Annotated in this window: 28 protein-coding genes and 1 other annotated feature; of the genes, 7 read left to right on the top strand and 21 right to left on the bottom strand. The window is 45.4% G+C overall.

Annotated elements, in window-relative coordinates:
• Nucleotides 1-207: 207 nt before the first annotated feature.
• Nucleotides 208-810 carry a 30S ribosomal protein S4 gene (rpsD, locus tag KHQ79_RS00740; RefSeq protein ID WP_003237886.1) on the top strand — a complete coding sequence of 201 codons (603 nt, stop codon included), beginning with the start codon at nt 208-210 and terminating at the stop codon, nt 808-810.
• Nucleotides 811-831: 21 nt separating this feature from the next.
• Here rpsD and sr7p read toward each other — a convergent pair whose 3' ends face one another.
• The 3 genes from sr7p to acsA form a co-directional block, all read right to left on the bottom strand.
• Nucleotides 832-960 (bottom strand): small protein SR7P, encoded by a 129-nt coding sequence (gene sr7p / locus KHQ79_RS22200; protein ID WP_003237888.1) that lies wholly within the window; start codon nt 958-960, stop codon nt 832-834.
• Between the two features lie 129 nt (nt 961-1,089).
• Nucleotides 1,090-2,358 carry a tyrosine--tRNA ligase gene (gene tyrS, locus KHQ79_RS00735; RefSeq protein WP_019259191.1) on the bottom strand — a complete coding sequence of 423 codons (1,269 nt, stop codon included), beginning with the start codon at nt 2,356-2,358 and terminating at the stop codon, nt 1,090-1,092.
• 50 nt (nt 2,359-2,408) lie between these two features.
• Nucleotides 2,409-2,646, bottom strand: a binding site (T-box leader).
• 54 nt (nt 2,647-2,700) lie between these two features.
• Complete coding sequence (gene acsA, locus KHQ79_RS00730; RefSeq protein ID WP_225514022.1) at nt 2,701-4,419, bottom strand: acetate--CoA ligase; 1,719 nt, start codon at nt 4,417-4,419, stop codon at nt 2,701-2,703.
• 159 nt (nt 4,420-4,578) lie between these two features.
• Here acsA and acuA point away from each other — a divergent pair, with 159 nt between their 5' ends.
• Genes acuA through KHQ79_RS00715 form a run of 3 tightly spaced genes read left to right on the top strand, consistent with a single transcriptional unit; the run spans nt 4,579 to nt 7,045 of the window.
• Nucleotides 4,579-5,211: an acetoin utilization protein acetyltransferase AcuA gene (gene acuA, locus KHQ79_RS00725; RefSeq protein ID WP_003237895.1), complete on the top strand. Its 633-nt coding sequence runs from the start codon at nt 4,579-4,581 to the stop codon at nt 5,209-5,211.
• 26 nt (nt 5,212-5,237) lie between these two features.
• Nucleotides 5,238-5,882: an acetoin utilization AcuB family protein gene (locus tag KHQ79_RS00720; RefSeq protein ID WP_084992905.1), complete on the top strand. Its 645-nt coding sequence runs from the start codon at nt 5,238-5,240 to the stop codon at nt 5,880-5,882.
• Nucleotides 5,879-7,045 (top strand): acetoin utilization protein AcuC, encoded by a 1,167-nt coding sequence (locus KHQ79_RS00715; protein ID WP_003237901.1) that lies wholly within the window; start codon nt 5,879-5,881, stop codon nt 7,043-7,045. The genes KHQ79_RS00720 and KHQ79_RS00715 overlap by 4 nt, the downstream gene beginning before the upstream one ends.
• Nucleotides 7,046-7,056: 11 nt before the next feature.
• Here the strand turns inward: KHQ79_RS00715 and motS are convergent, their stop codons facing one another.
• The 13 genes from motS to KHQ79_RS00650 form a co-directional block, all read right to left on the bottom strand.
• On the bottom strand, nt 7,057-7,779 hold the full coding sequence (motS, locus tag KHQ79_RS00710) for a flagellar motor protein MotS (RefSeq protein WP_019259195.1): 723 nt from the start codon (nt 7,777-7,779) through the stop codon (nt 7,057-7,059).
• A complete protein-coding gene (gene motP / locus KHQ79_RS00705) occupies nt 7,769-8,587 on the bottom strand; it encodes a flagellar motor protein MotP (protein ID WP_060400050.1) in 819 nt (272 codons plus the stop codon). The genes motS and motP overlap by 11 nt, the downstream gene beginning before the upstream one ends.
• Nucleotides 8,588-8,650: 63 nt before the next feature.
• Nucleotides 8,651-9,655, bottom strand: a complete 1,005-nt coding sequence (gene ccpA / locus KHQ79_RS00700) for a catabolite control protein A (RefSeq protein WP_003237907.1) — start codon at nt 9,653-9,655, stop codon at nt 8,651-8,653.
• A 275-nt stretch (nt 9,656-9,930) separates the two neighbouring features.
• Nucleotides 9,931-11,007: a bifunctional 3-deoxy-7-phosphoheptulonate synthase/chorismate mutase gene (locus tag KHQ79_RS00695; protein ID WP_003223454.1), complete on the bottom strand. Its 1,077-nt coding sequence runs from the start codon at nt 11,005-11,007 to the stop codon at nt 9,931-9,933.
• A 235-nt stretch (nt 11,008-11,242) separates the two neighbouring features.
• Nucleotides 11,243-11,569, bottom strand: a complete 327-nt coding sequence (gene ytxJ, locus KHQ79_RS00690) for a bacillithiol system redox-active protein YtxJ (RefSeq protein WP_003237908.1) — start codon at nt 11,567-11,569, stop codon at nt 11,243-11,245.
• Between the two features lie 23 nt (nt 11,570-11,592).
• Nucleotides 11,593-12,048: a YtxH domain-containing protein gene (locus KHQ79_RS00685; RefSeq protein ID WP_019259197.1), complete on the bottom strand. Its 456-nt coding sequence runs from the start codon at nt 12,046-12,048 to the stop codon at nt 11,593-11,595.
• 30 nt (nt 12,049-12,078) lie between these two features.
• Nucleotides 12,079-12,501, bottom strand: coding sequence for a DUF948 domain-containing protein (locus KHQ79_RS00680; RefSeq protein ID WP_003237910.1), 423 nt, complete (start codon nt 12,499-12,501; stop codon nt 12,079-12,081).
• 162 nt (nt 12,502-12,663) lie between these two features.
• Nucleotides 12,664-13,962: a UDP-N-acetylmuramate--L-alanine ligase gene (gene murC, locus KHQ79_RS00675; RefSeq protein WP_003237911.1), complete on the bottom strand. Its 1,299-nt coding sequence runs from the start codon at nt 13,960-13,962 to the stop codon at nt 12,664-12,666.
• Between the two features lie 250 nt (nt 13,963-14,212).
• Nucleotides 14,213-17,068: a DNA translocase FtsK gene (locus tag KHQ79_RS00670; protein ID WP_225514021.1), complete on the bottom strand. Its 2,856-nt coding sequence runs from the start codon at nt 17,066-17,068 to the stop codon at nt 14,213-14,215.
• Nucleotides 17,069-17,227: 159 nt separating this feature from the next.
• Entirely contained in the window at nt 17,228-17,833 is a 606-nt protein-coding gene (ytpR, locus tag KHQ79_RS00665) for a YtpR family tRNA-binding protein (protein WP_019259199.1), read from the bottom strand.
• 15 nt (nt 17,834-17,848) lie between these two features.
• A complete protein-coding gene (locus KHQ79_RS00660; protein WP_225514020.1) occupies nt 17,849-18,658 on the bottom strand; it encodes a DUF1444 domain-containing protein in 810 nt (269 codons plus the stop codon).
• 14 nt (nt 18,659-18,672) lie between these two features.
• Complete coding sequence (locus tag KHQ79_RS00655) at nt 18,673-18,996, bottom strand: thioredoxin family protein (protein WP_003237915.1); 324 nt, start codon at nt 18,994-18,996, stop codon at nt 18,673-18,675.
• Nucleotides 18,997-19,036: 40 nt separating this feature from the next.
• The gene (locus KHQ79_RS00650; protein ID WP_003237916.1) at nt 19,037-19,153 is read right to left on the bottom strand and encodes a hypothetical protein; all 117 of its coding nucleotides are present in this window, start codon (nt 19,151-19,153) and stop codon (nt 19,037-19,039) included.
• A 77-nt stretch (nt 19,154-19,230) separates the two neighbouring features.
• Between KHQ79_RS00650 and KHQ79_RS00645 the strand changes: the two genes are divergently transcribed.
• A complete protein-coding gene (locus KHQ79_RS00645; protein WP_225514019.1) occupies nt 19,231-19,677 on the top strand; it encodes a YtoQ family protein in 447 nt (148 codons plus the stop codon).
• A 56-nt stretch (nt 19,678-19,733) separates the two neighbouring features.
• Here KHQ79_RS00645 and KHQ79_RS00640 read toward each other — a convergent pair whose 3' ends face one another.
• The gene (locus KHQ79_RS00640) at nt 19,734-20,807 is read right to left on the bottom strand and encodes a M42 family metallopeptidase (RefSeq protein WP_003237919.1); all 1,074 of its coding nucleotides are present in this window, start codon (nt 20,805-20,807) and stop codon (nt 19,734-19,736) included.
• A 158-nt stretch (nt 20,808-20,965) separates the two neighbouring features.
• On the opposite strand from KHQ79_RS00640, the gene KHQ79_RS00635 reads away from it, so the two are divergent.
• On the top strand, nt 20,966-21,283 hold the full coding sequence (locus tag KHQ79_RS00635; protein WP_003223432.1) for a PepSY domain-containing protein: 318 nt from the start codon (nt 20,966-20,968) through the stop codon (nt 21,281-21,283).
• Between the two features lie 52 nt (nt 21,284-21,335).
• Here the strand turns inward: KHQ79_RS00635 and KHQ79_RS00630 are convergent, their stop codons facing one another.
• The 3 genes from KHQ79_RS00630 to trmB form a co-directional block, all read right to left on the bottom strand.
• A complete protein-coding gene (locus tag KHQ79_RS00630; RefSeq protein WP_019259203.1) occupies nt 21,336-23,036 on the bottom strand; it encodes an NAD-dependent malic enzyme in 1,701 nt (566 codons plus the stop codon).
• Between the two features lie 82 nt (nt 23,037-23,118).
• On the bottom strand, nt 23,119-23,964 hold the full coding sequence (locus KHQ79_RS00625) for a YtnP family quorum-quenching lactonase (RefSeq protein WP_225514018.1): 846 nt from the start codon (nt 23,962-23,964) through the stop codon (nt 23,119-23,121).
• A 69-nt stretch (nt 23,965-24,033) separates the two neighbouring features.
• The gene (gene trmB / locus KHQ79_RS00620; protein WP_003237925.1) at nt 24,034-24,675 is read right to left on the bottom strand and encodes a tRNA (guanosine(46)-N7)-methyltransferase TrmB; all 642 of its coding nucleotides are present in this window, start codon (nt 24,673-24,675) and stop codon (nt 24,034-24,036) included.
• 204 nt (nt 24,676-24,879) lie between these two features.
• On the opposite strand from trmB, the gene KHQ79_RS00615 reads away from it, so the two are divergent.
• A complete protein-coding gene (locus KHQ79_RS00615; protein WP_003237926.1) occupies nt 24,880-25,158 on the top strand; it encodes a YtzH-like family protein in 279 nt (92 codons plus the stop codon).
• Here the strand turns inward: KHQ79_RS00615 and KHQ79_RS00610 are convergent, their stop codons facing one another.
• Nucleotides 25,159-25,956 (bottom strand): phosphotransferase family protein, encoded by a 798-nt coding sequence (locus KHQ79_RS00610; protein WP_029316881.1) that lies wholly within the window; start codon nt 25,954-25,956, stop codon nt 25,159-25,161.
• Between the last annotated feature and the right edge of the window lie 129 nt (nt 25,957-26,085).

Here is a 26,085-nt window from a genome sequence, read left to right as displayed (position 1 = left end):
ACAAATAAATTATATAATGACCTTTGTGTGAAATATTGCAGCCTTTTTGTTCAGCTTCTATGTTTTCATTTTGTTCCTTATCCATAAGGTGTATCGTGTAACTCTCTGCTGCTGGAGCGAGGATACATGAAAACAAAATGTGCATGGTCGAATAGAGCAGACGGTTTTTATTTTCCACAAAAATAAAACCAAAGGAGGAGTCACATTATGGCTCGCTATACAGGTCCATCTTGGAAACTGTCCCGCCGTCTAGGAATCTCTCTTAGCGGTACAGGAAAAGAATTAGAAAAACGCCCTTACGCTCCAGGCCCACACGGTCCAGGACAACGTAAAAAATTATCAGAATACGGTTTGCAATTGCAAGAAAAGCAAAAGCTTCGTCACATGTACGGTGTAAACGAACGCCAATTCCGCACTTTGTTTGACAGAGCTGGCAAACTAGCTGGTAAACATGGTGAAAACTTCATGATTCTTTTAGATTCTCGTCTTGATAACGTTGTGTACAAGCTAGGTTTAGCACGTACTCGCCGTCAAGCTCGCCAATTGGTTAACCACGGTCACATTCTTGTAGACGGAAGCCGCGTTGACATCCCGTCTTACCTAGTGAAACCTGGCCAAACAATCGGTGTTCGCGAAAAATCAAGAAACCTTTCTATCATCAAAGAATCTGTAGAAGTGAACAACTTCGTTCCTGAATACCTTACTTTCGACGCTGAAAAGCTTGAAGGTACTTTCACTCGTCTTCCGGAGCGTTCTGAACTTGCTCCGGAAATTAACGAAGCGCTTATCGTTGAGTTCTACTCTCGTTAATCGTTTAAAAAACCCCTGCCGCTATGCGGTCGGGGTTTTTTTATCGTCTGATTCGTCTTTTGCCTCTTGCCGGCCAACACTTTCCTGCGCCTGCTGCTCCCAATAATCCCGCTGCAGCCTTTCTTTTGCAATCGTGCACATGAGATTCACGGTGAGCGCTCCTTTCTGTTAAAAGGTGGTGATTGGTCGTGTTTGCCCTATCTAATATACTCTTTTCCTGTCATTCCTATGCGATAAAAAAAAAAAGATCCTTTGCCGTTAGGCAAAGGATCTTTTTTCTTATTTGTACGTCACAAGGAAGTATTTTTTCTTTCCGCGGCGCAGAACAGTAAATTGATCTTCGATGCGGTCTTCAGCCGATAGGATATAATTGATCTCCGTTTGGCGTTCGCCGTTAATGTAAACAGCTCCGTTTTGAATGTCTTCACGCGCTTGGCGTTTTGAAGGAGATAATGTAGATTGCACCAATACATCTACAAGTGAAAGCTCTTGGCTGATGTCAGCTTCCATAGAAGGGACATCTTTAAAGCCCACTTTTACGTCTTGGGCAGAAAGCTCTTTAATATTGCCGCTGAACAATGCTTGGGAAATATTGATGGCTTGCTTCAGCGCCTCGCGTCCATGAACGAGCGCTGTCACTTCTTCTGCCAAGCGTTTTTGCGCTTCACGCTTTTCAGGCGCCGTTTCTGTTTTCTCAGCGTATGCTTCAATTTCCTCTTTTGATAGGAACGTAAAGTATTTTAAGTATTTGACAACGTCACGGTCATCTGTGTTGATCCAGAATTGATAGAACTCATACGGCGATGTTTTTTCCTTATCAAGCCAGATCGCGCCGCCTTCCGTTTTTCCGAACTTCGTGCCGTCTGCTTTTGTGACAAGCGGAATGGTGAGGCCGAACGCTTTTGCTCCTTCTTCTTCTGATTTTCTGATCAGTTCAAGACCCGCTGTGATGTTGCCCCACTGATCACTTCCGCCGATTTGCAGCTTACAGTTTTTCTCTCTGTACAAATTTAAGAAGTCATAAGATTGAAGAATCATGTAGCTGAATTCCGTGTATGAAATGCCGGATTCAATTCTTGAGCTGACCGTGTCTTTTGCCAGCATGTAATTGATGCCGAAGTTTTTACCGACGTCACGAAGGAAGTCGATTACATTCATTTTGCCGATCCAGTCATAGTTGTTCGCGATGACAGCAGGGTTTTCTGCTGCGTCAAAATCAAGAAATCTGGACAGCTGGTTTTTGATTTTTTGGGACCATTCGGATACGATGTCAGCAGTGTTTAATGTACGCTCCGCTTTTTTTCCGCTCGGATCGCCGATGAGACCAGTCGCGCCGCCCACAAGTGCAATCGGATGATGCCCCGCAAGCTGAAAACGGCGGAGTGTTAAAATGGGCAGCAGGTGTCCGATATGCAAGCTGTCTGCTGTCGGATCAAAGCCTGAGTACAGGCGGATTTTTTCTTCATTCAGCTGTTTATTTAATCCTTCTTCATCCGTCATTTGCTGAATCAATCCGCGGAAGGATAAGTCTTCAAGTAAGTTTGTCATGAGATATAGCTCCTTTTTTGATTAAAATAAAAAACGCCCCTTCGTTTACACGAAGGGACGATTGATTATCGCGGTACCACCCTACTAATAAGAGAACGCAAAACATTCGTCTTATCACTTTGCCTGATAACGGATCAGGTCCGTTCTTTCACTACTGAAAGCCTGGCTGGCTTTGTTTGCAAAAGCGGTTCATGAGTGTATTCGATATATCCGTCTGTGCTGATTTTCACCGGCCATCAGCTCTCTGGAACGTAAGGATATTCTACTTGTCTCAATCTTTACCTTTTCATATGAAGCTATCTCATTTTTAACATAAATAAAATCCCGTGTCAATGTCGCCTTTTAATCCTCCATCGTTGACAGATCTCCGGCCGGCAGATTAAGCTCCCACGCCTTAAGCACGCGTCTCATGATCTTTCCGCTCCGGGTTTTCGGAAGCTTATCTTTAAATTCAATTTCACGCGGAGCCGCATGGGCTGCAAGACCCTGCTTTACAAATAGGCGGATCTCGTCTTTCAGTTTATCGGACGGCTCAAATCCTTCTCTGAGTGCGATAAAGGCTTTAATGATTTCTCCCCGCACCGGATCGGGCTTTCCGATCACGCCCGCTTCTGCAATGGCCGGATGTTCGACAAGCTTGCTTTCCACTTCAAATGGGCCGACGCGTTCACCGGAGGTCATAATGACATCATCAACTCTGCCTTGGAACCAGAAATATCCCTCATCATCCATGTAAGCAGAATCGCCAGACACATACCAGCCGCCCGGCATGAAATACGATTCGTACTTTTCAGGGTTATTCCAAATGGTATGCATCATGGAAGGCCAGCCCTTTTTAATGGCGAGATTGCCCATTCGATACGGCGGAAGCTCGTTGCCCTGATTGTCAACGATTGCTGCCTCCACACCGGGAATCGGCTTACCCATTGAACCCGGTTTGATATCCATGCAAGGATAGTTGCAGATGAGCTGGCTGCCCGTTTCTGTCATCCACCACGTATCGTGGATTCGTTTGTTAAAGACTTTATGCCCCCATCTGATGACTTCCGGATTTAACGGCTCTCCGACACTGAGCACATGCCGGAGTGAGGTTAGATCATATTTCGCAGCCATCTCATCTCCCGCACCCATCAGCATCCGAAAAGCGGTCGGCGCGCTGTACCAGACATTGACGCCAAGCTGCTCAATCGTTCCATACCAGCTTTCCGGGCTGAAACGTCCGCCGACGATGACATTTGTCGCTCCGTTCAGCCACGGTGCAAAAATGCCGTATACCGTACCTGTCACCCAGCCCGGATCAGCTGTGCACCAGTAAATGTCTTCTTCCTGTAAATCAAGGACCCACTTTCCTGTCTGATATTGCTGAATCATCGCTTCATGGACATGAAGCACACCCTTTGGCGTTCCGGTAGAGCCCGATGTATAGTGAAGCAGATAGCCGTCTTTTTTGTCCATCCATTCGATATCCAGTCTTGTGCTCTCCCGCTTTGCTGCTTCATCATAATTGATGATGTTTGTGCCGCTCTCAGCCTCTCCGCCGACTACGAATATATGCTGTAAGTGAGGCAGTTTGTCAGCCGGTATTCTCTCCAGCAGCTCAGGCGTCGTGACAACAACCTTCGCCTCACTGTTTTCAAGCCGGTCCTTCACCGCTCCCTCCATAAATGCTTCGAACAGCGGCCCGGCGATGGCGCCAATTTTGATAGCGCCCAGCATAATAAAATAAAGCTCGGGTGATCTCGGCATAAAAATAAAAACGCGGTCCCCTTTTTCCACATTTCCATACCGTTTCAGCACATTCCCGGCTCTGTTTGATTCTTCCTTCATTTCTTTAAATGTGTATTTTTCATCCCGGTTTGCGTCTTTATAATAAAGCGCTACTTTGTTTTTTCGAAACGATTCGGCATGGCGGTCAATCGCTTCATATGCCGCATTCAATTTCCCTGTCTCATGCCAGGAGAAATGTTTCTCTGCCTCGGCCCAATCAAAATGCCGGTACGTTTCTTCATAGTTTTTTAAATGATAATCCCCTTCCACTGCTGGTAACGCTTTCAAATTCATGCCCAAACATCCCCCTTTGCTGAAGTTGTCACATTTATTATAGTATATATTCATATTCTTCTCAATTTTTAAAATATAAACCATATTGAAAACGCTTTATAATTTGTTATTCTTAAAGAAGGCATGTATTTTTATAAGAATTGATGGGACGGTGGATCAGTGGAACATCATAAAACATACCATTCAGCAAACATCAAAACAGCAACCGGCTCCTTACTGATAGAAGGGCCTGTCTCTCCAGAGGATTTGGCAGGTTATGAGTTTCATAAGGATTTAACCGCATTTCGCCCGCCCCGCGAGCAGCATGAAGCGCTAGTCGACATTGCCGGCCTTCCCGAGGGGCGCATTATCATCGCCAGAGACGGCCGAACCATTGTCGGCTATGTGACGTATTTATATCCTGACCCGCTCGAAAGATGGTCTGAAGGAAACATGGAGGATTTGCTTGAGCTCGGGGCCATCGAGGTGGCGCCGGCCTATCGTGGATGTTCTGTCGGTAAGACGCTTCTGACCGTCAGCATGATGGATGAGCAAATGGAAAACTACATTGTGATGACGACGGAATATTACTGGCATTGGGATTTAAAAGGAATGAAAAAAGATGTGTGGGAATACAGAAAGCTCATGGAGAAGATGATGAACGCAGGCGGATTGGTCTGGTTTGCGACGGATGAGCCAGAAATCAGCTCCCACCCTGCAAACTGTCTGATGGCACGCATCGGAAAAAACGTCAGCCAGGAATCAATTGAACAATTTGACAGGCTCCGTTTTTATCATCGTTTTATGTACTAACTGACACTGACAAAGGGGAAAAAATAATGATTGTTGAGCAAATCATGAAAAGGGATGTCATTACATTAACGAAGACGGATACGCTTGAAACAGCAATATGCAAACTGAAGGAATTCCATATCAGGCATCTGCCTGTTGTAGATGAAGACCGCCATGTGATCGGCATGATTACAGACAGAGACATGAAACAGGCCAGCCCGAGTATTTTTGAAGAAAGCAAACGAAGCCGATTTCTCACACGAAGCGTGGATTCAATTATGAAAAAAGATGTCGTCTGCGCCCACCCGCTTGATTTTGTCGAAGAAATATCTGCCGTGTTCTACGAGCATGGCATCGGCTGTCTTCCAGTGGTACAGCATCAAAAATTAATAGGCATTTTGACAAAAACGGATTTGCTGCGGACATTTGTCAAATTGACAGGCGCTGACCAGCCGGGGTCGCAAATTGAAATAAAAGTAAACGACATCACCAAAAGCCTTGCGCAAATCAGCAGCCTTTGCCAAGACCTTCAAGTGAAAATATTGAGTGTGCTTGTCTATCCGCATGATGATCCCGGTGTGAAAGTGCTTGTCTTCCGTGTAAAAACGATGAATCCGCTGCCGTTTTTGCAGGCATTACAAAGAAATGGTCACCACGTCGTCTGGCCGTCAGAGCAAAGGGATCTGCTATGAGAGACAGCGTATTTATCTATTCTCCATCCTATCAAACCTATATGTTTCATCAGGAACATCCATTTAATCAGCAGCGGGTTCTGTTAACATACGATTTGCTTAAGACGATCAATGCCTTTGATGATGGAGACATTGTCAGTCCAAGACTCGCGGCTGAAGAGGAGCTTGCCCTTGTCCACACAGACGATTACATTCAGGCGGTAAAGCTTGCAGGTGGAGGAAAACTTCCCGCTGAAGAAGGAGAAAGCTACGGGCTCGGCACAGAAGATACACCTGTCTTTGCAGGCATGCATGAAGCTGCATCACTCTTAGTCGGCGGCACCTTAACGGCCGCAGACTGGGTAATGTCGGGACAAGCCCTGCATGCGGCCAACCTTGGAGGAGGCCTTCATCACGGCTTTCGTGGGAGAGCTTCAGGGTTTTGCATATATAATGACAGCGCTGTGGCGATTCAATATATCCAGAAAAAATACAGCGCCAGGGTACTTTATATTGATACCGACGCCCACCACGGGGACGGAGTGCAATTTACGTTTTACGATAACCCTGACGTATGCACGCTGTCTATTCATGAAACAGGAAGGTATTTATTCCCCGGAACCGGCCAAGTCCAGGAAAAAGGCAGTGGAAAAGGATATGGCTATTCTTTTAATATCCCGCTTGACGCTTTTACAGAGGATGACTCTTTTCTTGAGGCTTACCAGACAGCAGCTTCAGAAGTTGCGGCTTATTTTCAGCCGGATGTCATTATCAGCCAAAACGGCGCCGATGCCCATTACTATGACCCGCTGACGCATTTATCTGCGACTATCAACATATACGAAGAAATTCCCCGGCTTGCACACACTTTAGCGCATCAATATTGCGGAGGGAAATGGATTGCAGTCGGGGGCGGCGGATATGATATTTGGCGTGTTGTGCCCCGCGCCTGGGCCAGAATCTGGCTTGAAATGAAGGGAATTGATCCCGGACGCGATATCCCGCCCGAATGGATCGCTAAGTGGCAAAAACAATGCCCTGTTACCCTTCCGTCCAGCTGGAGCGATCCGGACGATTTATATCCTCCAATTCCCCGCAAGCCCGAAATTACAGAAAAAAATGCTCAAACTGTCAGCAAAGCATTATATGCAATACGATCTGAGCAGCAGCAAAGAACAAAGTAAAAAAACGACCTTCACGAAGAGGTCGTTTTTGATTTTTTGATCACAATTTCCACACGCCGGTTTTCCTTCATGTGTTCGTTTGTCTTGTTATCCTTTACAGGCTTTGTATCCGCATAACCGACAGCGATAAAGCGCTTCGATGGAAGATTCTCTTTTGATGTGAAATATTGAATGACTCCGCTCGCCCGTGCTGCTGACAGCTCCCAGTTAGACGGGTATCGGTATGTCGAAATATTTCGGCTGTCTGTATGGCCCTCCACCTGAATGTCATTTGGAATGGTTTGAAGAAGAACGGCAATTTGGTGGAGAAGTGTTTCGGCATTTTTCAGCACCTTTGCCTCACCTGTATCAAACAGCACAGCCTCCTGCAGAACGAGCACGACACCGCGTTCATCCCGTTTGGCTGTGGCCTTCAAATGATTGTCTTTTATATATGTATTTACTTTCTTGAGAAGCTGATCCTGCTGATCCTCTTGCTTCTCCGCATCGGCTGGCGATGTATCCTTTTTTTCTATGGACGTTTGGTCCGGCTGGAGCCCGCCGCCTTCCTTTTGGATCGAATCGACTGCGGCTTTAAATTTTTGCAGATCGATTTGGGACATCGAAAAAAGTAAAATAAAGAACACAAGGATCAAGGTAATCAGATCTGTAAAGGTGACCATCCAGCTGGATGAAGATTGACTGTTTTTCCCGCTTCCATTCCTTCTTTCAAAACGTTCTCTTCTAAGCTTCATGTACAGATCCCTTTTTTGTTTTTACTTGATTCGGCTGCTTCTGCCATTCTTCCCGGGAGCTGAAAACGACAAGCTGGCTTTCGAGATTGCGAGGGTTTTTACCGGATTGGATTCCGATAATGCCCTCAACCATTACCTGCTTGATGAAGATTTCACTTTCTGTTTTTTCTTCGAGCTTAGCCGCAATCGGGTTGAACACCATGTTTGCCAGCAATGACCCATATAAGGTCGTCAGAAGCGCAACGGCCATATTCGGTCCAAGCATTTGTGGATCATTTAAGTTTTTGAGCATCAGCACGAGCCCGACGAGCGTTCCGATCATGCCCCATGCCGGAGCGAATTCACCCGCTTTTTCAAAAACACGCCGTCCTTTGCGGTGCCGTTCCTCCATTGCTGCGATTTCTGAGTCCATGACGAGCCGAATCGTTTCTTCATCCCAGCCGTCAATTGCTAAAAGCAGCCCTTTTTTCAAAAATGGATCTTTGATCTCCCGAGCCTGATCATCCAATGATAAAAGCCCGTGTTTTCGCGCATGATCAGAAAGAGAGACAAAGGTTTTCACAAGGTCTTTCACATTGTCTTCCTGGCGGATAAATGCCTGCTTTAACACAGACGGCGCTTTTTTCAGCTCTTTCGGCGGAAAACTGATAAAAACAGCGGCGCAAAGCCCCCCTGTTACGATGAAGAAAGAGGTCAGATCAAGAAAAGAGCGGAAACCGCTTACTCCCGATCCCGAAATAATTCCGATAACAATAATAATCGTTCCTAACACAAAACCAACAGGTGTAAGATAATCAAAACGTTTCATCATTTCTCCCCATGAAAAAAGCAAGAATTCACCTTAGAGGTGAAGCTTGCTCTCTTGTTTTTCTTATGACTTGGTTGACTGTCTTAACTCTATACGGTGCGGCAGTTCGACGATATGCTCTTCAACCGGCTCTTTATTCATGAGCTTTGTCAGCAGTCTCATCGCAACGGCACCAATATCATATGTCGGCTGAACAACTGTTGAAAGCTGCGGACGAACCATGAGGCTTAATCTTGTATTATCAAAGCCGATAATGTCGAGATCCTCAGGAATTGATAAGCCTTGATCCTGAGCGGCATGGATAATGCCGAGTGCCATTTCATCCGTTGCAGAAAGAATGGCTGTCGGTTTTTTGTCCAGGCTCATCAAATGCTGCAGCGCTTCAAGTCCGGAATCATATGTGTAATCCCCTTCAGCGACAAATTGTTCATTAAACGGAAGGTTCGCTTCTTCAAGCGCACGTTTGTAGCCTTGCAGTTTTTTCGAGCGGTTGATCGGTTCTGTCATTGGTCCAGATACGAATGCAATTTCTGTATGTCCTTTATCAACCAAAAGCTTCACTGCATCATAAATCGCCTGTTCGTAATCGATGGCGACTGACGGTGTTTCCCCCTGCTCTTCTACAGAAGCGGCAAGTACAATCGGCACTGGGGAGCGTTTAAATTCCGCAACATGCTCATCCGTAATGTTACCGCCCATAAACACGATGCCGTCCACTTGTTTGCCGAGCATTGTGTTTAACAGGTGCAGCTCTTTCTCCAGGTTTTGGTCAGAGTTGCTCAAAATGATGTTGTATTTATACATTGTCGCGATATCTTCAATTCCGCGTGCAAGCTCTGAATAGAAAATGCTTGAGATATCGGGAATGATGACACCTACAGTTGTTGTTTTTTTGCTTGCCAGCCCTCTTGCCACCGCGTTTGGACGGTAGCCGAGACGGTCAATCGCTTCCAAGACTTTTTTCCGCGTTGTCGGTTTTACATTCGGGTTGCCGTTCACGACACGGGAAACGGTTGCCATGCTTACATTAGCTTCTCTCGCTACATCGTAGATCGTAATATTGCTCATCCTAAAACCACTCCTTTTACTGGATACACTTATCCTTATCTATAGCATAAACACTTTATGTAGAGAAATGTCATAATGTCCGAATTTATGTCGTTTATGATTTGTAAGCGTAAGTCAGTAGTGTACATTATTTTTCATTATTCATCAAATTTAAATACTTCTCATGAAATTATACACGTTTTTATAGATGATGAAAACGTATACTTGGGTTTTATAACTAAATAAACGAGAAAGCATAAAAAAAGGCCGCAGACGCGGCCTTTTTTATTGTTCAATTAAGCGTTGACTTTCACCATTGGTTTCAATTCATTCAGCCATTTTTCGAATTCAGGAATCGCCATTTGCTGAGCAGAGTCAGAAAGTGCGACTGACGGATCAGGGTGAACCTCAGCCATTACGCCGTCTGCGCCGATCGCTAAAGCAGCTTTAGCTGTCGGAAGCAAGAGGTCGCGTCGGCCAGTTGAATGCGTTACATCAACAAAGACAGGCAAATGCGTTTCTTGTTTCAAAATCGGCACAGCAGAAATATCCAGCGTATTTCTCGTTGCTGTTTCGTATGTTCTGATACCGCGCTCACAAAGGATGATTTGGTCGTTTCCTTGTGACATGATGTATTCAGCGGCATTGATGAATTCAGAGATCGTTGCAGCAAGTCCGCGCTTCAGAAGCACTGGCTTTTTCACTGCGCCGGCCGCTTTCAGCAATTCGAAGTTTTGCATGTTGCGTGCTCCGATTTGAATGACATCAATGTAGTCCAGCGCTTCTTCGATATGAGCCGGTGTTACAATTTCACTGATAACTGCCAGATCAAATTCGTCCGCTACACGTTTTAAAATTTGAAGACCTTCAACTCCAAGCCCTTGGAAATCGTATGGGCTCGTACGAGGCTTAAAGGCTCCCCCGCGCAAAATTTTAATTCCTTGTTTTTTCGCAGCTGCAGCCACTTCAGCCACCTGCTCGTAGCTCTCTACTGCACATGGACCGACGATGAATCTTTGCTGGCCGTCTCCGATTTTTTCACCTTTGATATCAACAATTGTATCTTCAGGTTTTTTCTTGCGGGAGACGAGCAGCGCTTTGCTGTGATCTTCTTCCTGAAGCTCTAAACCGGCTTTGAATATCTCTTTAAAAATGTGCTGGATGGTAGAATTTTCGAACGGCCCGTCATTGTTTTCAATGATGTTGTTTAACATTGTACGTTCTCTGACAGGGTCAAATCGATTGACACCCTGTGCTTCCTTCGCTTTACCGATCTCTTTTACAACATTTCCGCGTTCGTTGATTAATTTTAGAATTTGTAGATTTAATTCGTCTGCTTTCTGCCTTAAAAGCTCTAATTCTGTGTTGCTCATTTTTTTCATCCTTTCCCTGCACATTCATTTTTTATTTTGTAGTTATCATGCATCTTACTATAAGTAATTCCAAATGGAAATACTGAAATACAAAAAATTTTATAAAAACTCTACTTTACTACCCAAACGCTTTTAAGTGATAAAGTAATCTATGAAGTTATCCTACATGATGTGAGGGCAATGTTCAAGGGTTTTTTCAAAAAAAAAGCGCCAGATCATATCTGGACGCTTTTTTCTATGACAAATGCTGCTCAATGGCCGCTTCTGTAATTTGTGAATGTGAGGTATGCCATTTCACTTCACCGTTTTGGATGACGAAAACCTGAGGGCTTTCGTGCTTTACACCGTATGTTTCTGCGATGAAATTTGACAGCGGACGGGCATCTTGTACTTGCAGATAGTAAGCCCGCACATCCTCATGCTGATTTGCAAAGGCATCAAACTCATGAAATGCTGCCTGGCTGATCGGGCATGTGATGCTGTGTTTAAAGAAGACGAAAGTGCCTTCCTGTTCTGCAATCCGTTTAAATTCTTCCTCAGATTGAATAAGCTGTTTTGCCATTACTCAAGAACTTCCTTCCCAGCTCAGCGATTGATATGCTCGGCCTGTTTTTGTGCATCTTTCAGTTCGTCTTTTACATCTTCTTTCGTTTGGAGGACTTGATCTTTTGTTTCGTCGGCCGCCTGCATCGCTTCTTCTCTCATATCTTGCATTGCGGTTGATGAATCCGTTTTTGCAGATTTGGAACGGTCTCTTAAATCCTTCACCTTGTTCATGATCTGCCCTGACTGATCCGCTACAAGCTGTGTGATGTTCGATGTTTTGTCTTTAGCGATGCTGACATATTGCGTGCCTTTTTCCTTCGCATCAGCCGTCATTTTGTCAGTTTTGTCCCGCAAAGCAACAGCTTGGCTGCCAAGATCGTCACGAAGTTCTTTGCCTGATTTAGGCGCTAGAAAAAGAGCGGTAGTGGCACCGATGATTCCCCCGATTAAAGTTCCGATTAAAAAATCTTTACTATTAATTCCATCTTTGCTCATCATTATTCCTCCTCATAGTGTTTTTTTCTCTTATAGAGCTGATTTTTTCTTTTGCTTCCATTTCGCCCAAATTTCCATCGCTGCTTGGCTCCATGTGACAACTTGATTGATCTTGTCTTGATTTTCTCTTACTGATGCCGATACAGACCCTGCCGCCTGTTTCATGGATGTATTGAACTGCTGTACAGAAGTTCCCACCCCTTGAACAGCATGAACGACCGTGTTCAGCTTTTCGGATTTTTCCTGAATATCTTCAGCCAGGCGGTTGGTCTTATGTAAAAGCTCGGCTGTTTCAGTTGTAATGCCTTTCATTTGTCCCTCCAGCCCTTCGAGAGTGGATGCAACATGCTTTAGTGTCAGCTGCAGTGACTTCAATGTTTTAGACAAGTAGATCACTAATACGAGAAATGCGACTGCGATGAGTGCAACGCTTAAATAAAGAATAATAATCATCTCAAACCTCCTTGCTGCAGGATATACTGCTGTTTACCCGTTTTCTTAAATCATAAACATGTGTACTGGGCTGTATACATATTATTTCTCCATTATGTAAAAAAATCCTTTAACAAGCTTTTCCATCAGATAAATAAAAAGCAGTGAGATCACTGCTTTTTATTATGCCATGACGTTTTCGTAGGCTCTCATATATTTTTGGATATCTCCTGCTCCCATAAAGATGAGAACGGCTTTATCATGAGCTTTTAAAACAGATGTGTCATCTTCTTCAATCAGCTTGGCATTATGAATTTTTCCCTGCAGGTCGCCGATCGTCAGCTTTCCTGCATTCTCCCGGGCTGAACCGAAAATATCGCATAAGTACACACAGTCAGCCCCGCTCAGGCTTTCAGCGAATTCGTCAAGGAATTGCTGCGTCCGCGTAAAAGTATGAGGCTGGAATACCGCGACGATTTCACGATCAGGGTATTTCTGTCTTGCCGCCTCAATCGTTACCTTTATTTCTGTCGGGTGATGAGCGTAGTCATCAATTAACACTTGGTTTCCGAGCTGTTTCTCATTGAATCTGCGTTTGACGCCGCCGAATGATTTGAGGCCGTGCTTAATAACGCTGGCATCGATTTCTTCATAATGGCATAACGCAATGACCGCCAATGAGTTTAAGACATTGTGGTGGCCATACGCAGGAATATAAAACGTATCATAGAATGTATTGCGGACAAATACATCGAAAGTTGTCCCTTCCGTGCTTTTTACGATGTTTCTGGCTTGAAAATCATTCTCTTCCCCCGTGCCGTAATACACAACTGGGACGTTCGCATGGATTTTCGGCAGATGCTCATCGTCGCCGCAGGCAATAATGCCTTTGTTGACTTGAAGAGCCATCTCTTGGAAAGCGTCAAACACATCGTCAATGCTCGAGAAGTAATCAGGGTGATCAAAATCAATATTCGTCATGATCGCGTAGTCAGGCTGATAGCTTAAGAAATGGCGGCGGTATTCGCACGCTTCAAACACAAAGTATTCGCTGTTTTCATTTCCCTGGCCTGTTCCGTCCCCGATTAAGAAAGACGTCGGTTTTGCGTTTTGGATCACGTGAGCCAGCAGACCCGTAGTTGACGTTTTGCCGTGTGCGCCTGTAACAGCAACACTGGTGAATTTTTTCATATAGTCGCCTAAAAACTTATGATAACGTATCACCGGAATTCCATCAGACATGGCTTTTTCAATCTCTGGATGCGTGTCTGGGAATGCGTTTCCGGCGATGACTGTCATGCCGGGTTTGATATTATCCGCGCTAAAAGGAAGAATTGTAATGTTTCTTTTTTCAAGCGCAGTTTGCGTAAAAATAAATTTTTCGATATCCGATCCTTGGACAGTATATCCATTATCATGAAGTATTTGGGCAAGCGGACTCATACCGGTCCCTTTTATTCCAACAAAATGATAAACAGTCATAATTGTACCTCCAACAAACGTCTATCTGTTCCCCAGTATATGACGCTCATTTCAATTTGCGACCGCGGCGGCTGAAAAGCCGCCCTTAGCGGCGTATTTTTATATGTTTTGTTATGTTCAGTATCCGGTTATTTCTTTCCGATTAAACCTGAATATCAAGATTTGTCTATGCGCATCTGCTGTAAAGCGGCATAGCTGTTAAATGCTCTAAACACTATCATACCATGTTTAGTGTGAAAATGAACCCATATTATTCGTTTATTAAATCACTTGCTGTGATCAGCACCTCACGAGGCTTGCTTCCTTTTGCCTCAGAGATCATGCCTTCCGCTTCCATCATATCGATCAGCCTTGCCGCGCGATTGTATCCGATTCTGAATCTTCTTTGCAGGCTTGAAGTGCTCGCGCTGTTTTGTTCAACAACAAACTCACATGCTTCGTAAAACAGTTCATCCTCTTCTTTCAAGGCTGATCCTTGTCTTACCAGCTCTTCTTGTTCAAATAAATAGGTTGGCGGCATTTGGTTTCTGACGTGGGAAACGACGCGGTCGATTTCGCGGTCCGACACAAAGTTTCCCTGCAGGCGGACAGGTTTTCCTGAACCGTTTTCCAAAAAGAGCATATCCCCTTTTCCGAGAAGCTTTTCCGCACCGGCTATGTCAATGATCGTTCGTGAATCAACCTGGCTTGAGACAGAAAATGCGATTCTCGTCGGGATATTTGCCTTAATCAGACCTGTAATGACATCGACTGACGGCCGCTGAGTCGCGACGAGCAGATGGATTCCACATGCTCTGGCTTTTTGGGCGATCCGCGCAATGCTCTCTTCGACATCATTTGGAGCCACCATCATCAAATCAGCAAGCTCATCAATAACCACCACTAAATACGGCAGCTTTTCGCCCATTTGGTGATCAGCGGTTAATTGATTAAAGCGGTCAATGTCGCGTACACCGGAATGGGCAAACAGCTCATAACGCCGCTCCATTTCCTCAACGACCCATTTTAAAGCAGCGGTAGCCGCTTTGGCGTCAGTAATGACCGGGCTGACGAGATGAGGAATTTTATTGTAAGGGGCCAGCTCTACCATTTTCGGATCAATCAGCAGCACCTTTACTTCACTCGGATCAGCTTTATAAAGCAGGCTGACTAATATTGTGTTAATGCATACACTTTTTCCCGAGCCCGTAGCGCCGGCAATCAAGCCATGCGGCATTTTCTTTAAGTCGATAACGACAGGATTTCCTGAGATATCCAATCCCAGCGCAGCCGTGAGCGGTGACTTGCTTGTCCTAAAAGCGGAGCTGCGAATCATCTGGCGCAAATCAACCATCTTGCTCGTGCGGTTCGGCACTTCTATTCCGATCGTGTTTTTCCCCGGAATCGGCGCTTCAATCCGAATATCTCTTGCAGACAGGCTGAGTTTAATATCATCAGACAAGTTGGTGATTTTATTCACCTTTACGCCTGGTTCAGGATGCACTTCAAACCTCGTGACAGACGGCCCCTGGGTCACATGGACCACATTGGCGCGGACATTGAAATTTTTCAGGGTCAAATCAAGAAGCTGGCGCTGTTCTTCGATCCACGCAGTATCGTCCTGAACTTGCGCTGGCGGGACATCAAGCAGTGCGACATTCGGAAACACATAGCTGCCGCGGCGCTCCTCTGCTTTTTGCTGTTTATGCGTATCTCTTTTCAGCATCATGACATTAAAAGGAACGGACGGCCCTTTTTGAGGAGATGCGCTTCGTTCAGCACGTTTCTCCTGCATGACAGGCTTTTTTTGCGGTTCCGCTATAGCTGCATGTGTTTCTCCCGCATGGATTTCCTGGTGATTTTCATGGGCTGCAGAAAACGGTTCGGAACCCTGCTCCGATTCTGTAAGGCTTTCTGCCTGAATGTCTATCTTTGTGTCCTCAGCATCTGCTGGGATTTCGTACTGATTGTTTATTATGCTATCTGATGGCTCTTCTGATTCTTTGGCCTCAGTTTCCGCTTGAGTCAGAGACTCATATGCTTGGTCAGCAAATAAGGAAGGCTCTTCCTGTTGAATTTCCGTTTGTTCTTCTTGAACAGATGGGGCCTCAGCAGCTGCCGCGATTTCGTCATGAGCATTTACTGTGCTGTGTGACGGCTCTTCTGATTCTTCGCACACAGATACTGCCTCTGTCAGAGACTCAGGTTCTGGTTGCTCTTCATCATGTTCAGCGCGGAAGACAGGCTCTTCTACTTTCTCTGGCTGTTGTTCCCTTTGTTCTTCTTGAATCTCAGCCGTTACAGGCATGGTGTCTTCACGGCCTGAAAGGTCTTCTTGTGCCTCAGCCACCGTATCTGCCAGTGTCGGAGGTTCTGGTTGCTCTTCATTATGTTCAGCAGGGAAGAAAGACTCCTCTTTTTCCGGCTGCTGGATGCCGGATGCAGATGGCATTCTGTTGTCTGACGGCTCTTCGGCTGGGCGCTGCGCCAGCGCTTCGTCACGCTCTGCAGCCGTTCCGTATAAGGCGCCAGAAGGCTGTTCTTCGAATTGGGTATCCGGAAAGAAAGGTCGTTCTTTCACGTGCTGTACCGGTCTGTCTGGAGCAGGATAGCCGCGTTCCCGTTCGATCTCTTCTGACAGCAGTGTTACCTTCTCTTTTACAGATTTGTCCGGTGCCTTCAATGTCTCCTCAGAAGGCTGTTTTGGCACATCCTTTTTGACGGATGGTTTTTGATTGAATCCATATATGGGCGAAGGGATATTTGTCGGTTTAAACGGTTTCTTCGCCGGCTCTGATGTTTGGTATGTATGCTGCTCTTTTTCATCTTTGGGACGTTCTCTGTATGGTGCGGCGCTTGGACGAGGCGCGGATTTCGGTTCGTCCGATGGTGCGCGGCGCCTTCTCAGGTCTTGGTTTTTGTATCCGTCAGGCACGATTGGAAAACGGAACTTGCCTTTTGGATATTCATAATATATTTTAGGATCTTCCAACCTTTTTAATTGTCCTTCAGGGTGATGTTGATGTACTTCTTGTTGCTGCGGAATTTGAGCGGGTTTTGTCTCCCGTTCAGCATCCTCTTCACTCTCGCCTAAAAACAAATCAAAAAATTTATGAAGCCAACTCATAATTTATCTCTAACTCCCTTATAGTTTTCTGGGACGGTTTTTAGTATACCACTGCTGGTCGGCCCAGAAAAGATTAAGCTTTCAGCAAAAACAAAGCCGCTAAACAAGGGCTTAGCGGCTTTTCACATGATTCGTTTTTTTTGGCGGATTTATGGGAGTCTAAAACTGAAATGCGTCTCCCGCCTCATGGTCTCCTTCTAACACGAGGATTCCTTTTTCAGCAGGGGCATCCGGCAAAGCGAGCTCTTTTGCTGAGCAGATCATTCCGCTTGACGGAACGCCGCGAAGCTCTGCATCCTTAATGACAAGTCCGCTCGGCATCACGGCGCCCACTTTGGCAACGACAACTTTTTGGCCTTGATCAACGTTAGGCGCGCCGCAGACGATCTGAAGCGTTTCTTCTCCTACATTGACTTTACATACGCTTAATTTATCCGCATTCGGATGTTTTTCTTTTGATTCCACATATCCGACAACAAACTTCGGAGATAAATCAACGACTAATGTTTCTTCAACGCCGTTTCTGTTTAGAATCTCATTCACATCTTGCACGAATGTTTCTGAGAGCGCCACAGGACCGTTTTCATCAATGGTCAAGTAAGAAGACGCATTGAAAATGTTGAAGCCCGTTGTTTCCTTTGTTTCGTTATTGAAGATTTTGACGACGTCGCCGTGCTTTTCATAGCCTATTTGTTCGCGTGTCACATCTTGAAGAGAGATTAGGAGCGTATCCCCCACACCTTCTTTATTATAAAAAGCGTTCATAAGTAAAAATCCTTTCTAATCCTTTTTCGGACGGCTTTTCGCCAGGATAAACACCGGTTCCAGCTTTCCTTCATTGTACAAAAATGAAAGGGCGGTAATCGGAACGGTGCCGCCTGCAAAGAAGCTCATCGACATTTGTCCTAGAATATCATACCCCGATTCATTCCGGATGTCAGCAAGAATCAGAACGTCCTGATGCGGTACAGAGATCGCCAGTTCACCTTCTGCACGTTGCTTGTACTCATTTAAAACCGCTTCGTTCAGAATCCGGCTGGCGTCGTAACCGTCGTTTGCTCTGAAGAAATAAAAGAAATTGCCGGCAACCGTATCCTCTTTGACAACCGTCGGCAGGGAACGGAGATTAAATGCGGCCGTCTCTCTGATTCGCTCTTTTGTCCAGTTTTCTTTCTCAAGCATGCGCTGATCAATTAAACGGTAGGTTTTCCCGAGATCGAGCGCGTAATAAATTCTTGTCTCTGCGGTATGATTGTCATAGATGAGCGGAATATCTTCGCTGGACTTGTCCGGGAAAGAAGTCGAGCGGATAACCGGGTAAATGCGGCTTTCCTTGCCGGTCATTTCCTGAGCCTTCCCTTCCATTGCCGTCATCGCTTCGGAGACATAGTACACAATCTCATCAATGGCTTCGTCTTTTTTCAGTTCCCATTTTGCAATAATCGGCGGCAGGTCGAGCGTAATTCCTTTTTTGGTCGTTTGATCCTCAACACGGAGGGTGTCTTTTTCTCTGTCAAACAGAAAGGAGCGATTCTCGTGCTGGAGGCGCTGTTTCAGTATATCTGACAGCTTCCTTGAGGTCATTTTCAAACCGATGTCCTCCTTTACGCTTTAGCGAGAGAGTCAGTTAAAAACTGTTCAATTTCTTCTTTTGTTTTGCGGTCTTTGCTCACAAAACGATTGACTTCTTTTCCTTCATTAAACACCACAAAGCTTGGGATTCCATAAATTTCCCACTCTGCACACGTATCAATGAATTTGTCGCGGTCTACGTAGTAGTAAGTGAATTCAGGGAAGTTCGCTTCCAGTTCAGGCAGAAAAGGCTCTACAAAACGGCAATCAGGGCACCAGTCGGCTGAAAACATAAATACCGCCCAATCATCCTTTACCGCTTTTTCCAGCTCTTGAGTTGATTCAATTTTTTTCATTTCATATCCCTCCAGTTGTTTTATGTTCTTACATGTTGTTTTATCGATACTCGTCCATTTGGATCATACCAAACTGCTTGCGGCAAAACCACTTATTTGCAACGAATGAATATGTAAGATTGGCTTTCCCATTATCATTATCATATTTTATTTGCATTATCAAGCTCGTTTCGTTTAACATCTTGTACATGAGGGTAAAATTTACAGATGGACATACATAAGGAGGGATTCAGTATGGATTTTATCGTCTATTTAGCAGGAGAAATCCACAGCAATTGGCGCGAGGAAATCAAAGAGAAAACAAAATCACTGAAGCTGCCGATTATGTTTGTCGGCCCGATGGAGAATCATGACCGCTCAGACAATATCGGAGAAGAAATTATGGGCGTTCAGCCAAATGCCGTTTTGAAGGACGACAAAGCCTCTGACATGAACAACTTCAGAACCGCCGTCCTGATGAATAAAGCAGACTTTGTGATTGCCCTGTTTGGCGAAAAATACAAACAGTGGAACACGGCAATGGATGCATCATATGCGATCGCAAAAGGAAAACCCCTGATTATCATCCGACCGGAATCGCTCCACCATCCTTTAAAAGAGCTTTCCAACAAAGCAAATATAACGGTTGAAACCGTGAACCAAGCCATTAAGGCCCTTTCCTATGTCTTTGAAACAGAATAAGAAAAAAGCTTGTCGATCCGAGGTAACTGCCTCGTTCAACAAGCTTTTGTGTAATCCTACATATTTTCTTTAATCGCATCAACCGTCTGTTTATCGCAGGCTGTCACAAGTTTAATAAGCATTTCTTTAGCAGCAGCATAATCATCAATATGAATGATAGAAGCGTTCGTATGAATGTAGCGGGAACAAATTCCGATAACCGCTGACGGAACGCCGCTGTTCGAAATATGAACTCTGCCTGCATCTGTTCCCCCGCCGGATACAAAATATTGATATGGAATATCATGCGTTTCCGCCATATCAAGAACAAATTCTCTCATTCCGCGGTGCATGACTGTCGTTCTGTCGAGGATGCGGAGCAAAAAGCCTTTACCAAGCTGGCCAAATTCGTTTTTGTCACCGCTCATATCGTTTGCCGGGCTTGCGTCAAGGGCGAAAAACAAGTCCGGTTTAATCATATGAGAAGCCGTCTGTGCGCCCCTCAGCCCTACTTCTTCCTGAACGGTTGCACCCGCATAGAGCGTGTTCGGAAGTTCTTTTCCGTGCAGTTCCTTTAGCAGTTCAATGCTCAAGCCGCATCCGTACCGGTTATCCCACGCTTTTGATAAAATTTTCTTTTCATTCGCCATCGTCGTAAACGGACAGACAGGCACGATCTGCTGTCCCGGTTTTATGCCAATTTTGATGGCGTCTTCCCTATCATCCGCTCCAATATCGATCATCATGTTTTTGATATCCATCGGGCGGTTTCGCTGAGCATCTGTCAGCAGATGCGGCGGTATGCTTGAAATCACACCCGGAACCGGCCCGTTATCTGTTTGAATTTCAACTCGCTGTGCAAGCAGCACCTGGCTCCACCAGCCCCCGAGCGTCTGGAATCTGAGCAGCCCGTTATCTGTAATGGAAGTAACCATGAAGCCGACTTCATCCATATGTCCGGCTACCATGATTCTCGGTGCGCCCGCTTCGCCTTTTCTGACTCCGAAAACACTTCCCAGTCTGTCCTGAACGATGTCATCGGCATATTTGGCAAGCTCCTGCTTCATAAAAGCACGAACCTGATGCTCATTGCCCGGCGCGCCGGGAAGCTGCGTCAGTGTTTGGAAAAGCGCTTTCGTTTCTTGATTCATGTTTTCCCCTCATTTCTATTTAGTCCTTTTATTTTATTAGAAAAAATCAAGTTTTCCAAGCATCCTGGACGAATCTGCTCGAACAGCCGCGTATTGCTTAACAGGATTTGGCGGTTTCTGTATAATGAAAAGTACGATCAACCAGGAGGTGCTTTATTTTGAAATTGCGTCATCTTCTTTTAGGAGCAGGACTTGGCATTTGTACGGCAGTCGTTGTGAAACAATATGTAATGAAGCCTTATATTTCTTCAGAAAAAGCGCTTCGAATCGTAAAATCCGCTTTTAAACAGCGGGGGCCGATTGACGGATCATGGATTTACACGCAGCCCGAGCCTTACAATGTGAACGGAGAAACGGTACAGGTGTACAAAACCGGCATTACACGATCAGCTTTCGGAGAATTAGAGCAGTATGAAGTCATGGTGGATGCGAAAACGGGGGAAATTGTAGATGTCATTGATACAATCGCCTCTTAACACCGGACAAGCGTAAAATAAAAGCCGCTGCCCATGCAGCGGCTCTTTTTTATTATATCGCGCGAATCGGTTTATATACCGGATACCACATCGCGTCCTGCACAGCCTGTATGATGTCCTCAGGCTCTTCCGTCGCAACGCCTTCCTTAATTGCGGTTTTAGCGACTTCAACTGCGACGGTTGCCGATACAGTCCGCAAATCCTCTACTTTCGGAAGCATCGGCGCGCCAGGCACCCCGACATTGACCATACTTGCAATCGCCCGGGCACATGCTTCAAACATGCCGTCAGTAATTAATTTTGATTTGGTGACAATCGTTCCAAGACCGAGACCCGGGAAGACAAGCGCGTTGTTCGCTTGGCCGATATGGTATGTCACGCCGTTATATTCTACTGGAGGGAATGGGCTTCCTGTTGTAATCAGTGCGCGGCCTTCCGTCCATTCGATTAAATCCTGCGGTTTTGCTTCAGAAAGAGTTGTCGGATTTGACATCGGTAAAATCGCCGGTCGTTTTACGTGTGACGCCATTTCTTTTACAATTTCTTCAGTAAAAGCGCCGGAAACCGTAGATGTACCGATCAGAATCGTCGGTTTCGCCTGGCGGACCACCTCAGCGAGGTCAATGCCTCCGCCTTCTCCGTTCCGCTGATAATCCTTCACCTCATCAGCTGATCGGGCATAAGGCTTTTGGAAATCGAGAAGCTGATCCATATCATCTGTCAACAATCCGTTTCGGTCTATGCACCAGAAGCGCTGGAATGATTCTTCCTCGCTCAGTCCTTCGCGCACCAATGCTTCCCGCAGCTGTTCAGCAATTCCGATTCCTGCCGTCCCCGCTCCAAATATCACGACTCTGTGATCCCTCAGCGGCACTTTAGACGCTTTTGCACAGGATAAAACTGCCGCTAGTGAAACAGCGCCTGTACCTTGGATATCATCATTAAACGTACACACTTTTTCTTTATAGCGTTTCAAAATGCTGCGTGCGTTTTTCGCTCCAAAATCCTCCCAATGCAGCAGTGCATTTGGGAACGTTTCTCTTGCCAGCGCAACATAATCGTCAATAAATTGGTCATAGCGTTCCCCGCGTACTCTGGAATGCTGGTTGCCGACATAAAGCGGGTCGTTCAGGAGGCTCTCCTGGTTTGTCCCCGCATCTAAAACAACAGCCAGCACTCTGCTCGGATCAATGCCCGCAGCCGCTGTATAAACCGCTAGCTTGCCGATAGAAATTGCGATTCCTCCGACACCCCAGTCTCCAATTCCTAAAATTCCTTCCGCATCAGTTGCAACAATTAAATCGATCGTATCACTTTGATCTTTATACTGTTTAAATGCTTCTCTCATACCGTCCGGATCATCGATTGACAGATAGAGTCCTCTTGGCTTTCTGTATTCATGGCTGTATCTCTGGATCGCCGTTCCGACTGTCGGTGTGTAGACAATCGGGAGCATTTCCCCTAAATGATCATTTAACAGGCGGTAAAACAGCGTTTCATTCCGATCATGCAGTGCTGTTAAATAGACATTTTTGCTCAAATCGTCAGGCTGTGCGGAAAACTGTTCGTACGCTCTTTTCGCCTGCTCTTCAATCGTTAATACCTTTGGCGGCAGAAAGCCTTTTAAGCCAAGTTCTTTTCTTTCTTCCTCAGTAAAAGCAACACCTTTGTTCAAAAAAGGAACAGAGAGTACTTCAAGGCCTCTTAATGTTGTTTGAATGTCTCCTTCGTTTGTTACTGTAAATTGTTTCACCCTGCCTCTTCCTTTCTGAGCATAATTAGTACTAGGTTTGCATTATTAGCCGGAAATCATGCAGGGTAAACATAAAAATATGCTATTGCTTGATTCGCTTCACTGAACCTTTGATGCTTCCATCCTCATCCCATTTAAGCGCGCGATATTCGGCATCATGATAAAAAATAAACCATGCGTCTTTTTCCGCTGCGAATGCCTGCCATTTCTGCTTTTGCGGTATAGAGGTCATTGGATAATCATCGTAAGCCAGCACCCATAGCGGATTGCGGTGGGCGTGTGTTGGCATCAGATCTGCCATATGTACGGCGGTTTCACCCGTATCCTCGCATATAAGAACACTGTGGCCGTCACTATGGCCTCCGGTGTGATGCATCGTAATACCCTCTGTGATCGTTAAGGTGTCTTCAAAGGTTTTGACTTGGCCGGCAACTGCCTCCCAGTTTTCTTTCCAGTACGTATTTTTCGATCTGATATTCGGATGGCGCATTTCATTCCATTCAACAGCTGATGCATAAATCACTGCATTCGGAAAGACAGAGACGAGTTGTTCATCTTCATATTCCGTTAAACCGCATGCATGGTCGAAATGAAGGTGTGTCATAGCGATCACGTCTATATCAGCAACCGTTAATCCAAGTGCCGCTAATGATGTTTTCACATTCGATTCTTGTGTCACGCCATAGTTTCGTTTTTGTTTATCAGTCAGCTTGCCGGACCCAATTCCGGCGTCGACGATGATATTCAGCCCGTCCTTTTGAATGAGGATAGGGTCTGTCCTTAGTTCAATCTGGTTTTTTTCATTGACTGGATATTTTTTAGACCAAAGCGGCTTTGGAACGACGCCGAACATGGCGCCTCCGTCCATATGTGTCACGCCTCCGTCAAGCCAGGTTAACGTCATGTTTCCAATTTTCATTGTTTCCATTTTCATCCCCCCCTTTCATCATGGTAGCAAACGGCCCATAAAAAAAACAGACTCCTGTAAGAGTCTGTTTTACGTTCTCCATTCAACCTCAGCCCGATAGATCGGCTGGCCGAGTGCTGAGAATTTTTCTTCATATTCTGTCATAACATTGCCTTCCAGGTTGCTGTTATGCAAATCGAGACTGACGTATGTCAGCAGCAGGCCGTACTCGGAGAAGCTCTTCAAAGAGTACTCAAACAAGCCGCGGTTGTCCGTTTTAAAATGAATCGCTCCGCCTTTTCCCATCACTTCTTCATATTTTTTGAGGAAGTGGGAATACGTCAGACGGCGTTTTTCGTGGCGTTTCTTCGGCCAAGGATCAGAAAAGTTCAAGTAGACCCGTTTGACTTCACCCGGCTCAAACACATCTGTCAGCGTGTCCGCATCTATATTCAGAAGCTTTACATTCGGCGCTTCACTGTCTTTTACTTTTTGAACGGCTGTCACGATGACGCTTTTAAATAACTCAATCCCAATATAATTGATGTCTGGATTTTGTTTGGCCATTCCAGAAATAAATTGCCCTTTCCCTGTCCCAACCTCGATATGGATCGGATTGTCATTGCCAAACACTGTGTTCCATTTTCCTTTATAATCAGCAGGATTGCTGATGGCAATATCTGCGTTTTCAGCCAAAAAGTCATCAGCCCAAGGCTTGTGGCGCATTCTCATATGATTGACACCTCTATCTATTATTTCGACTAACAACATACCATGAATTAAAAAGACCCGCAAGCTCGTTTTTCCAGTGTGCCTGCTAAGGCTGAGCATATAAAAAAAGAGGTTCCTGTCTGCCGGAACACTCCTTTCACATGTATAAAAACGCTCTGTTTTGAACAATTTAACCCGTAGGATACTGAAGGGATGTGTACCGTTATGGGCTTACATTATGAGCATCAAGTTCATTTATTGAAGGATATATTGACTGACCATCAATTGGACTGCTGCGGAACCGTCGCAGAGTACGAGCAGCTTGAGCGTGTGATTAAATCGCTGATGGCAAACACCGAGCTTGATTCAAACTTCAAAAACGTGCTGGAAGATGTTTACCGTTACAGCCAATCAGGAATTTCATCCAAATCCATCGACTCACACATACAAGAGCATCAGAACAGCCTGTCTCAATGGGTAGAGCAAATGGATTCGTATTCCTGATTATTCAACGATACGTTTCATGAGAATATGCAGTTCTTCCATTGCATCATGGAATTCCTTATCATTGCCTTTTGCTTTATGCCACGCAATGAAAGTGATTGTTTCAGATAACACATACCAAGCCATTCGTAACCGCAGGCCTTCCGTTAACTCAATGCCGTACATGCTCAGCCAGCTCTCCCAAGCTGGCTTTTCGACGTAGTGGTACAGCAAAGGCCCGAGATCCATCGCCGGATCAGCGATCATGGCGCCGTCCCAGTCAATTAAATACAGCTGGTTGTCTTCAGACAATAGCCAGTTATTATGATTGACATCACAATGGCAAACGACTTTCTCACCGAAATGCACTTCATGCAGATGTTCTTCTAAATACTTGATTCCTTCTTGAATCAGCGGCGAAGATTGCTGCACAGCAAATACAGCCTGCTTCAGCTGAGACAGAAGAGCCCCCGGGTTCAGCGGTTCTTTTCCAAGTCTTTTCAGCATGTCCAGCAAGGCTTTTGATGTGTGTATTTTACGAAGCAATTCAGCTACGGGCCGTCCGCTCATATCTTTAGGCTTCAGCTCTCTGCCGGTCATCCAGTGCTGAGCCGTAATGACGTCTCCATTTTCCATCCGTTTTGTCCAAACCAGCTTCGGAACAATGCCTTCGGCGGATAAAACAGCTAAAAAAGGTGAGCTATTACGTTTTAAAAAAAGCTGCTGCCCGTTATGTTTCGCATAATATGCATCTCCTGTAGCTCCTCCGGCGGGGAAGATCTCCCAATCGCTACCTAGTAATTGTCCCAACCAGTTCATATCAATGTTCAACCCATCATTTCTTAAAATATTTTAGAATAAAGGCTAATCGTCTCTAGTCTATCCAGCGAGTGCCTTTTTCGTACGAATCGTATGAAAATAAAAAAGACAGCTATTGAGAGTCTCATA

Origin of the sequence: Bacillus sp. TSO22, assembly GCF_020223595.1 — a bacterium.
GTDB classification, from domain to species: Bacteria; Bacillota; Bacilli; order Bacillales; family Bacillaceae; genus Bacillus; species Bacillus inaquosorum.
This window is presented reverse-complemented; position numbering and strand designations above follow the sequence as displayed.

What these genes read in the sequence shown, in the direction of transcription:
- KHQ79_RS00615 (WP_003237926.1), top strand. Translation starts at nt 24,880, where the DNA reads ATGGGCTTACATTATGAGCATCAAGTTCATTTATTGAAGGATATATTG.
- KHQ79_RS00715 (WP_003237901.1), top strand. Translation starts at nt 5,879, where the DNA reads ATGAGAGACAGCGTATTTATCTATTCTCCATCCTATCAAACCTATATG.
- KHQ79_RS00650 (WP_003237916.1), bottom strand. Translation starts at nt 19,153, where the DNA reads ATGCAAATAAAATATGATAATGATAATGGGAAAGCCAATCTTACATAT.
- acsA (WP_225514022.1), bottom strand. Translation starts at nt 4,419, where the DNA reads ATGAATTTGAAAGCGTTACCAGCAGTGGAAGGGGATTATCATTTAAAA.
- KHQ79_RS00645 (WP_225514019.1), top strand. Translation starts at nt 19,231, where the DNA reads ATGGATTTTATCGTCTATTTAGCAGGAGAAATCCACAGCAATTGGCGC.
- ccpA (WP_003237907.1), bottom strand. Translation starts at nt 9,655, where the DNA reads ATGAGCAATATTACGATCTACGATGTAGCGAGAGAAGCTAATGTAAGC.
- murC (WP_003237911.1), bottom strand. Translation starts at nt 13,962, where the DNA reads ATGACTGTTTATCATTTTGTTGGAATAAAAGGGACCGGTATGAGTCCG.
- KHQ79_RS00670 (WP_225514021.1), bottom strand. Translation starts at nt 17,068, where the DNA reads ATGAGTTGGCTTCATAAATTTTTTGATTTGTTTTTAGGCGAGAGTGAA.
- KHQ79_RS00695 (WP_003223454.1), bottom strand. Translation starts at nt 11,007, where the DNA reads ATGAGCAACACAGAATTAGAGCTTTTAAGGCAGAAAGCAGACGAATTA.
- KHQ79_RS00720 (WP_084992905.1), top strand. Translation starts at nt 5,238, where the DNA reads ATGATTGTTGAGCAAATCATGAAAAGGGATGTCATTACATTAACGAAG.
- KHQ79_RS00625 (WP_225514018.1), bottom strand. Translation starts at nt 23,964, where the DNA reads ATGGAAACAATGAAAATTGGAAACATGACGTTAACCTGGCTTGACGGA.
- KHQ79_RS00610 (WP_029316881.1), bottom strand. Translation starts at nt 25,956, where the DNA reads ATGAACTGGTTGGGACAATTACTAGGTAGCGATTGGGAGATCTTCCCC.
- motS (WP_019259195.1), bottom strand. Translation starts at nt 7,779, where the DNA reads ATGAAGCTTAGAAGAGAACGTTTTGAAAGAAGGAATGGAAGCGGGAAA.
- rpsD (WP_003237886.1), top strand. Translation starts at nt 208, where the DNA reads ATGGCTCGCTATACAGGTCCATCTTGGAAACTGTCCCGCCGTCTAGGA.
- tyrS (WP_019259191.1), bottom strand. Translation starts at nt 2,358, where the DNA reads ATGACAAACTTACTTGAAGACTTATCCTTCCGCGGATTGATTCAGCAA.
- KHQ79_RS00680 (WP_003237910.1), bottom strand. Translation starts at nt 12,501, where the DNA reads ATGATTATTATTCTTTATTTAAGCGTTGCACTCATCGCAGTCGCATTT.
- KHQ79_RS00685 (WP_019259197.1), bottom strand. Translation starts at nt 12,048, where the DNA reads ATGAGCAAAGATGGAATTAATAGTAAAGATTTTTTAATCGGAACTTTA.
- motP (WP_060400050.1), bottom strand. Translation starts at nt 8,587, where the DNA reads ATGAAACGTTTTGATTATCTTACACCTGTTGGTTTTGTGTTAGGAACG.
- trmB (WP_003237925.1), bottom strand. Translation starts at nt 24,675, where the DNA reads ATGAGAATGCGCCACAAGCCTTGGGCTGATGACTTTTTGGCTGAAAAC.
- KHQ79_RS00640 (WP_003237919.1), bottom strand. Translation starts at nt 20,807, where the DNA reads ATGAATCAAGAAACGAAAGCGCTTTTCCAAACACTGACGCAGCTTCCC.
- ytpR (WP_019259199.1), bottom strand. Translation starts at nt 17,833, where the DNA reads ATGAACGCTTTTTATAATAAAGAAGGTGTGGGGGATACGCTCCTAATC.
- ytxJ (WP_003237908.1), bottom strand. Translation starts at nt 11,569, where the DNA reads ATGGCAAAACAGCTTATTCAATCTGAGGAAGAATTTAAACGGATTGCA.
- KHQ79_RS00655 (WP_003237915.1), bottom strand. Translation starts at nt 18,996, where the DNA reads ATGAAAAAAATTGAATCAACTCAAGAGCTGGAAAAAGCGGTAAAGGAT.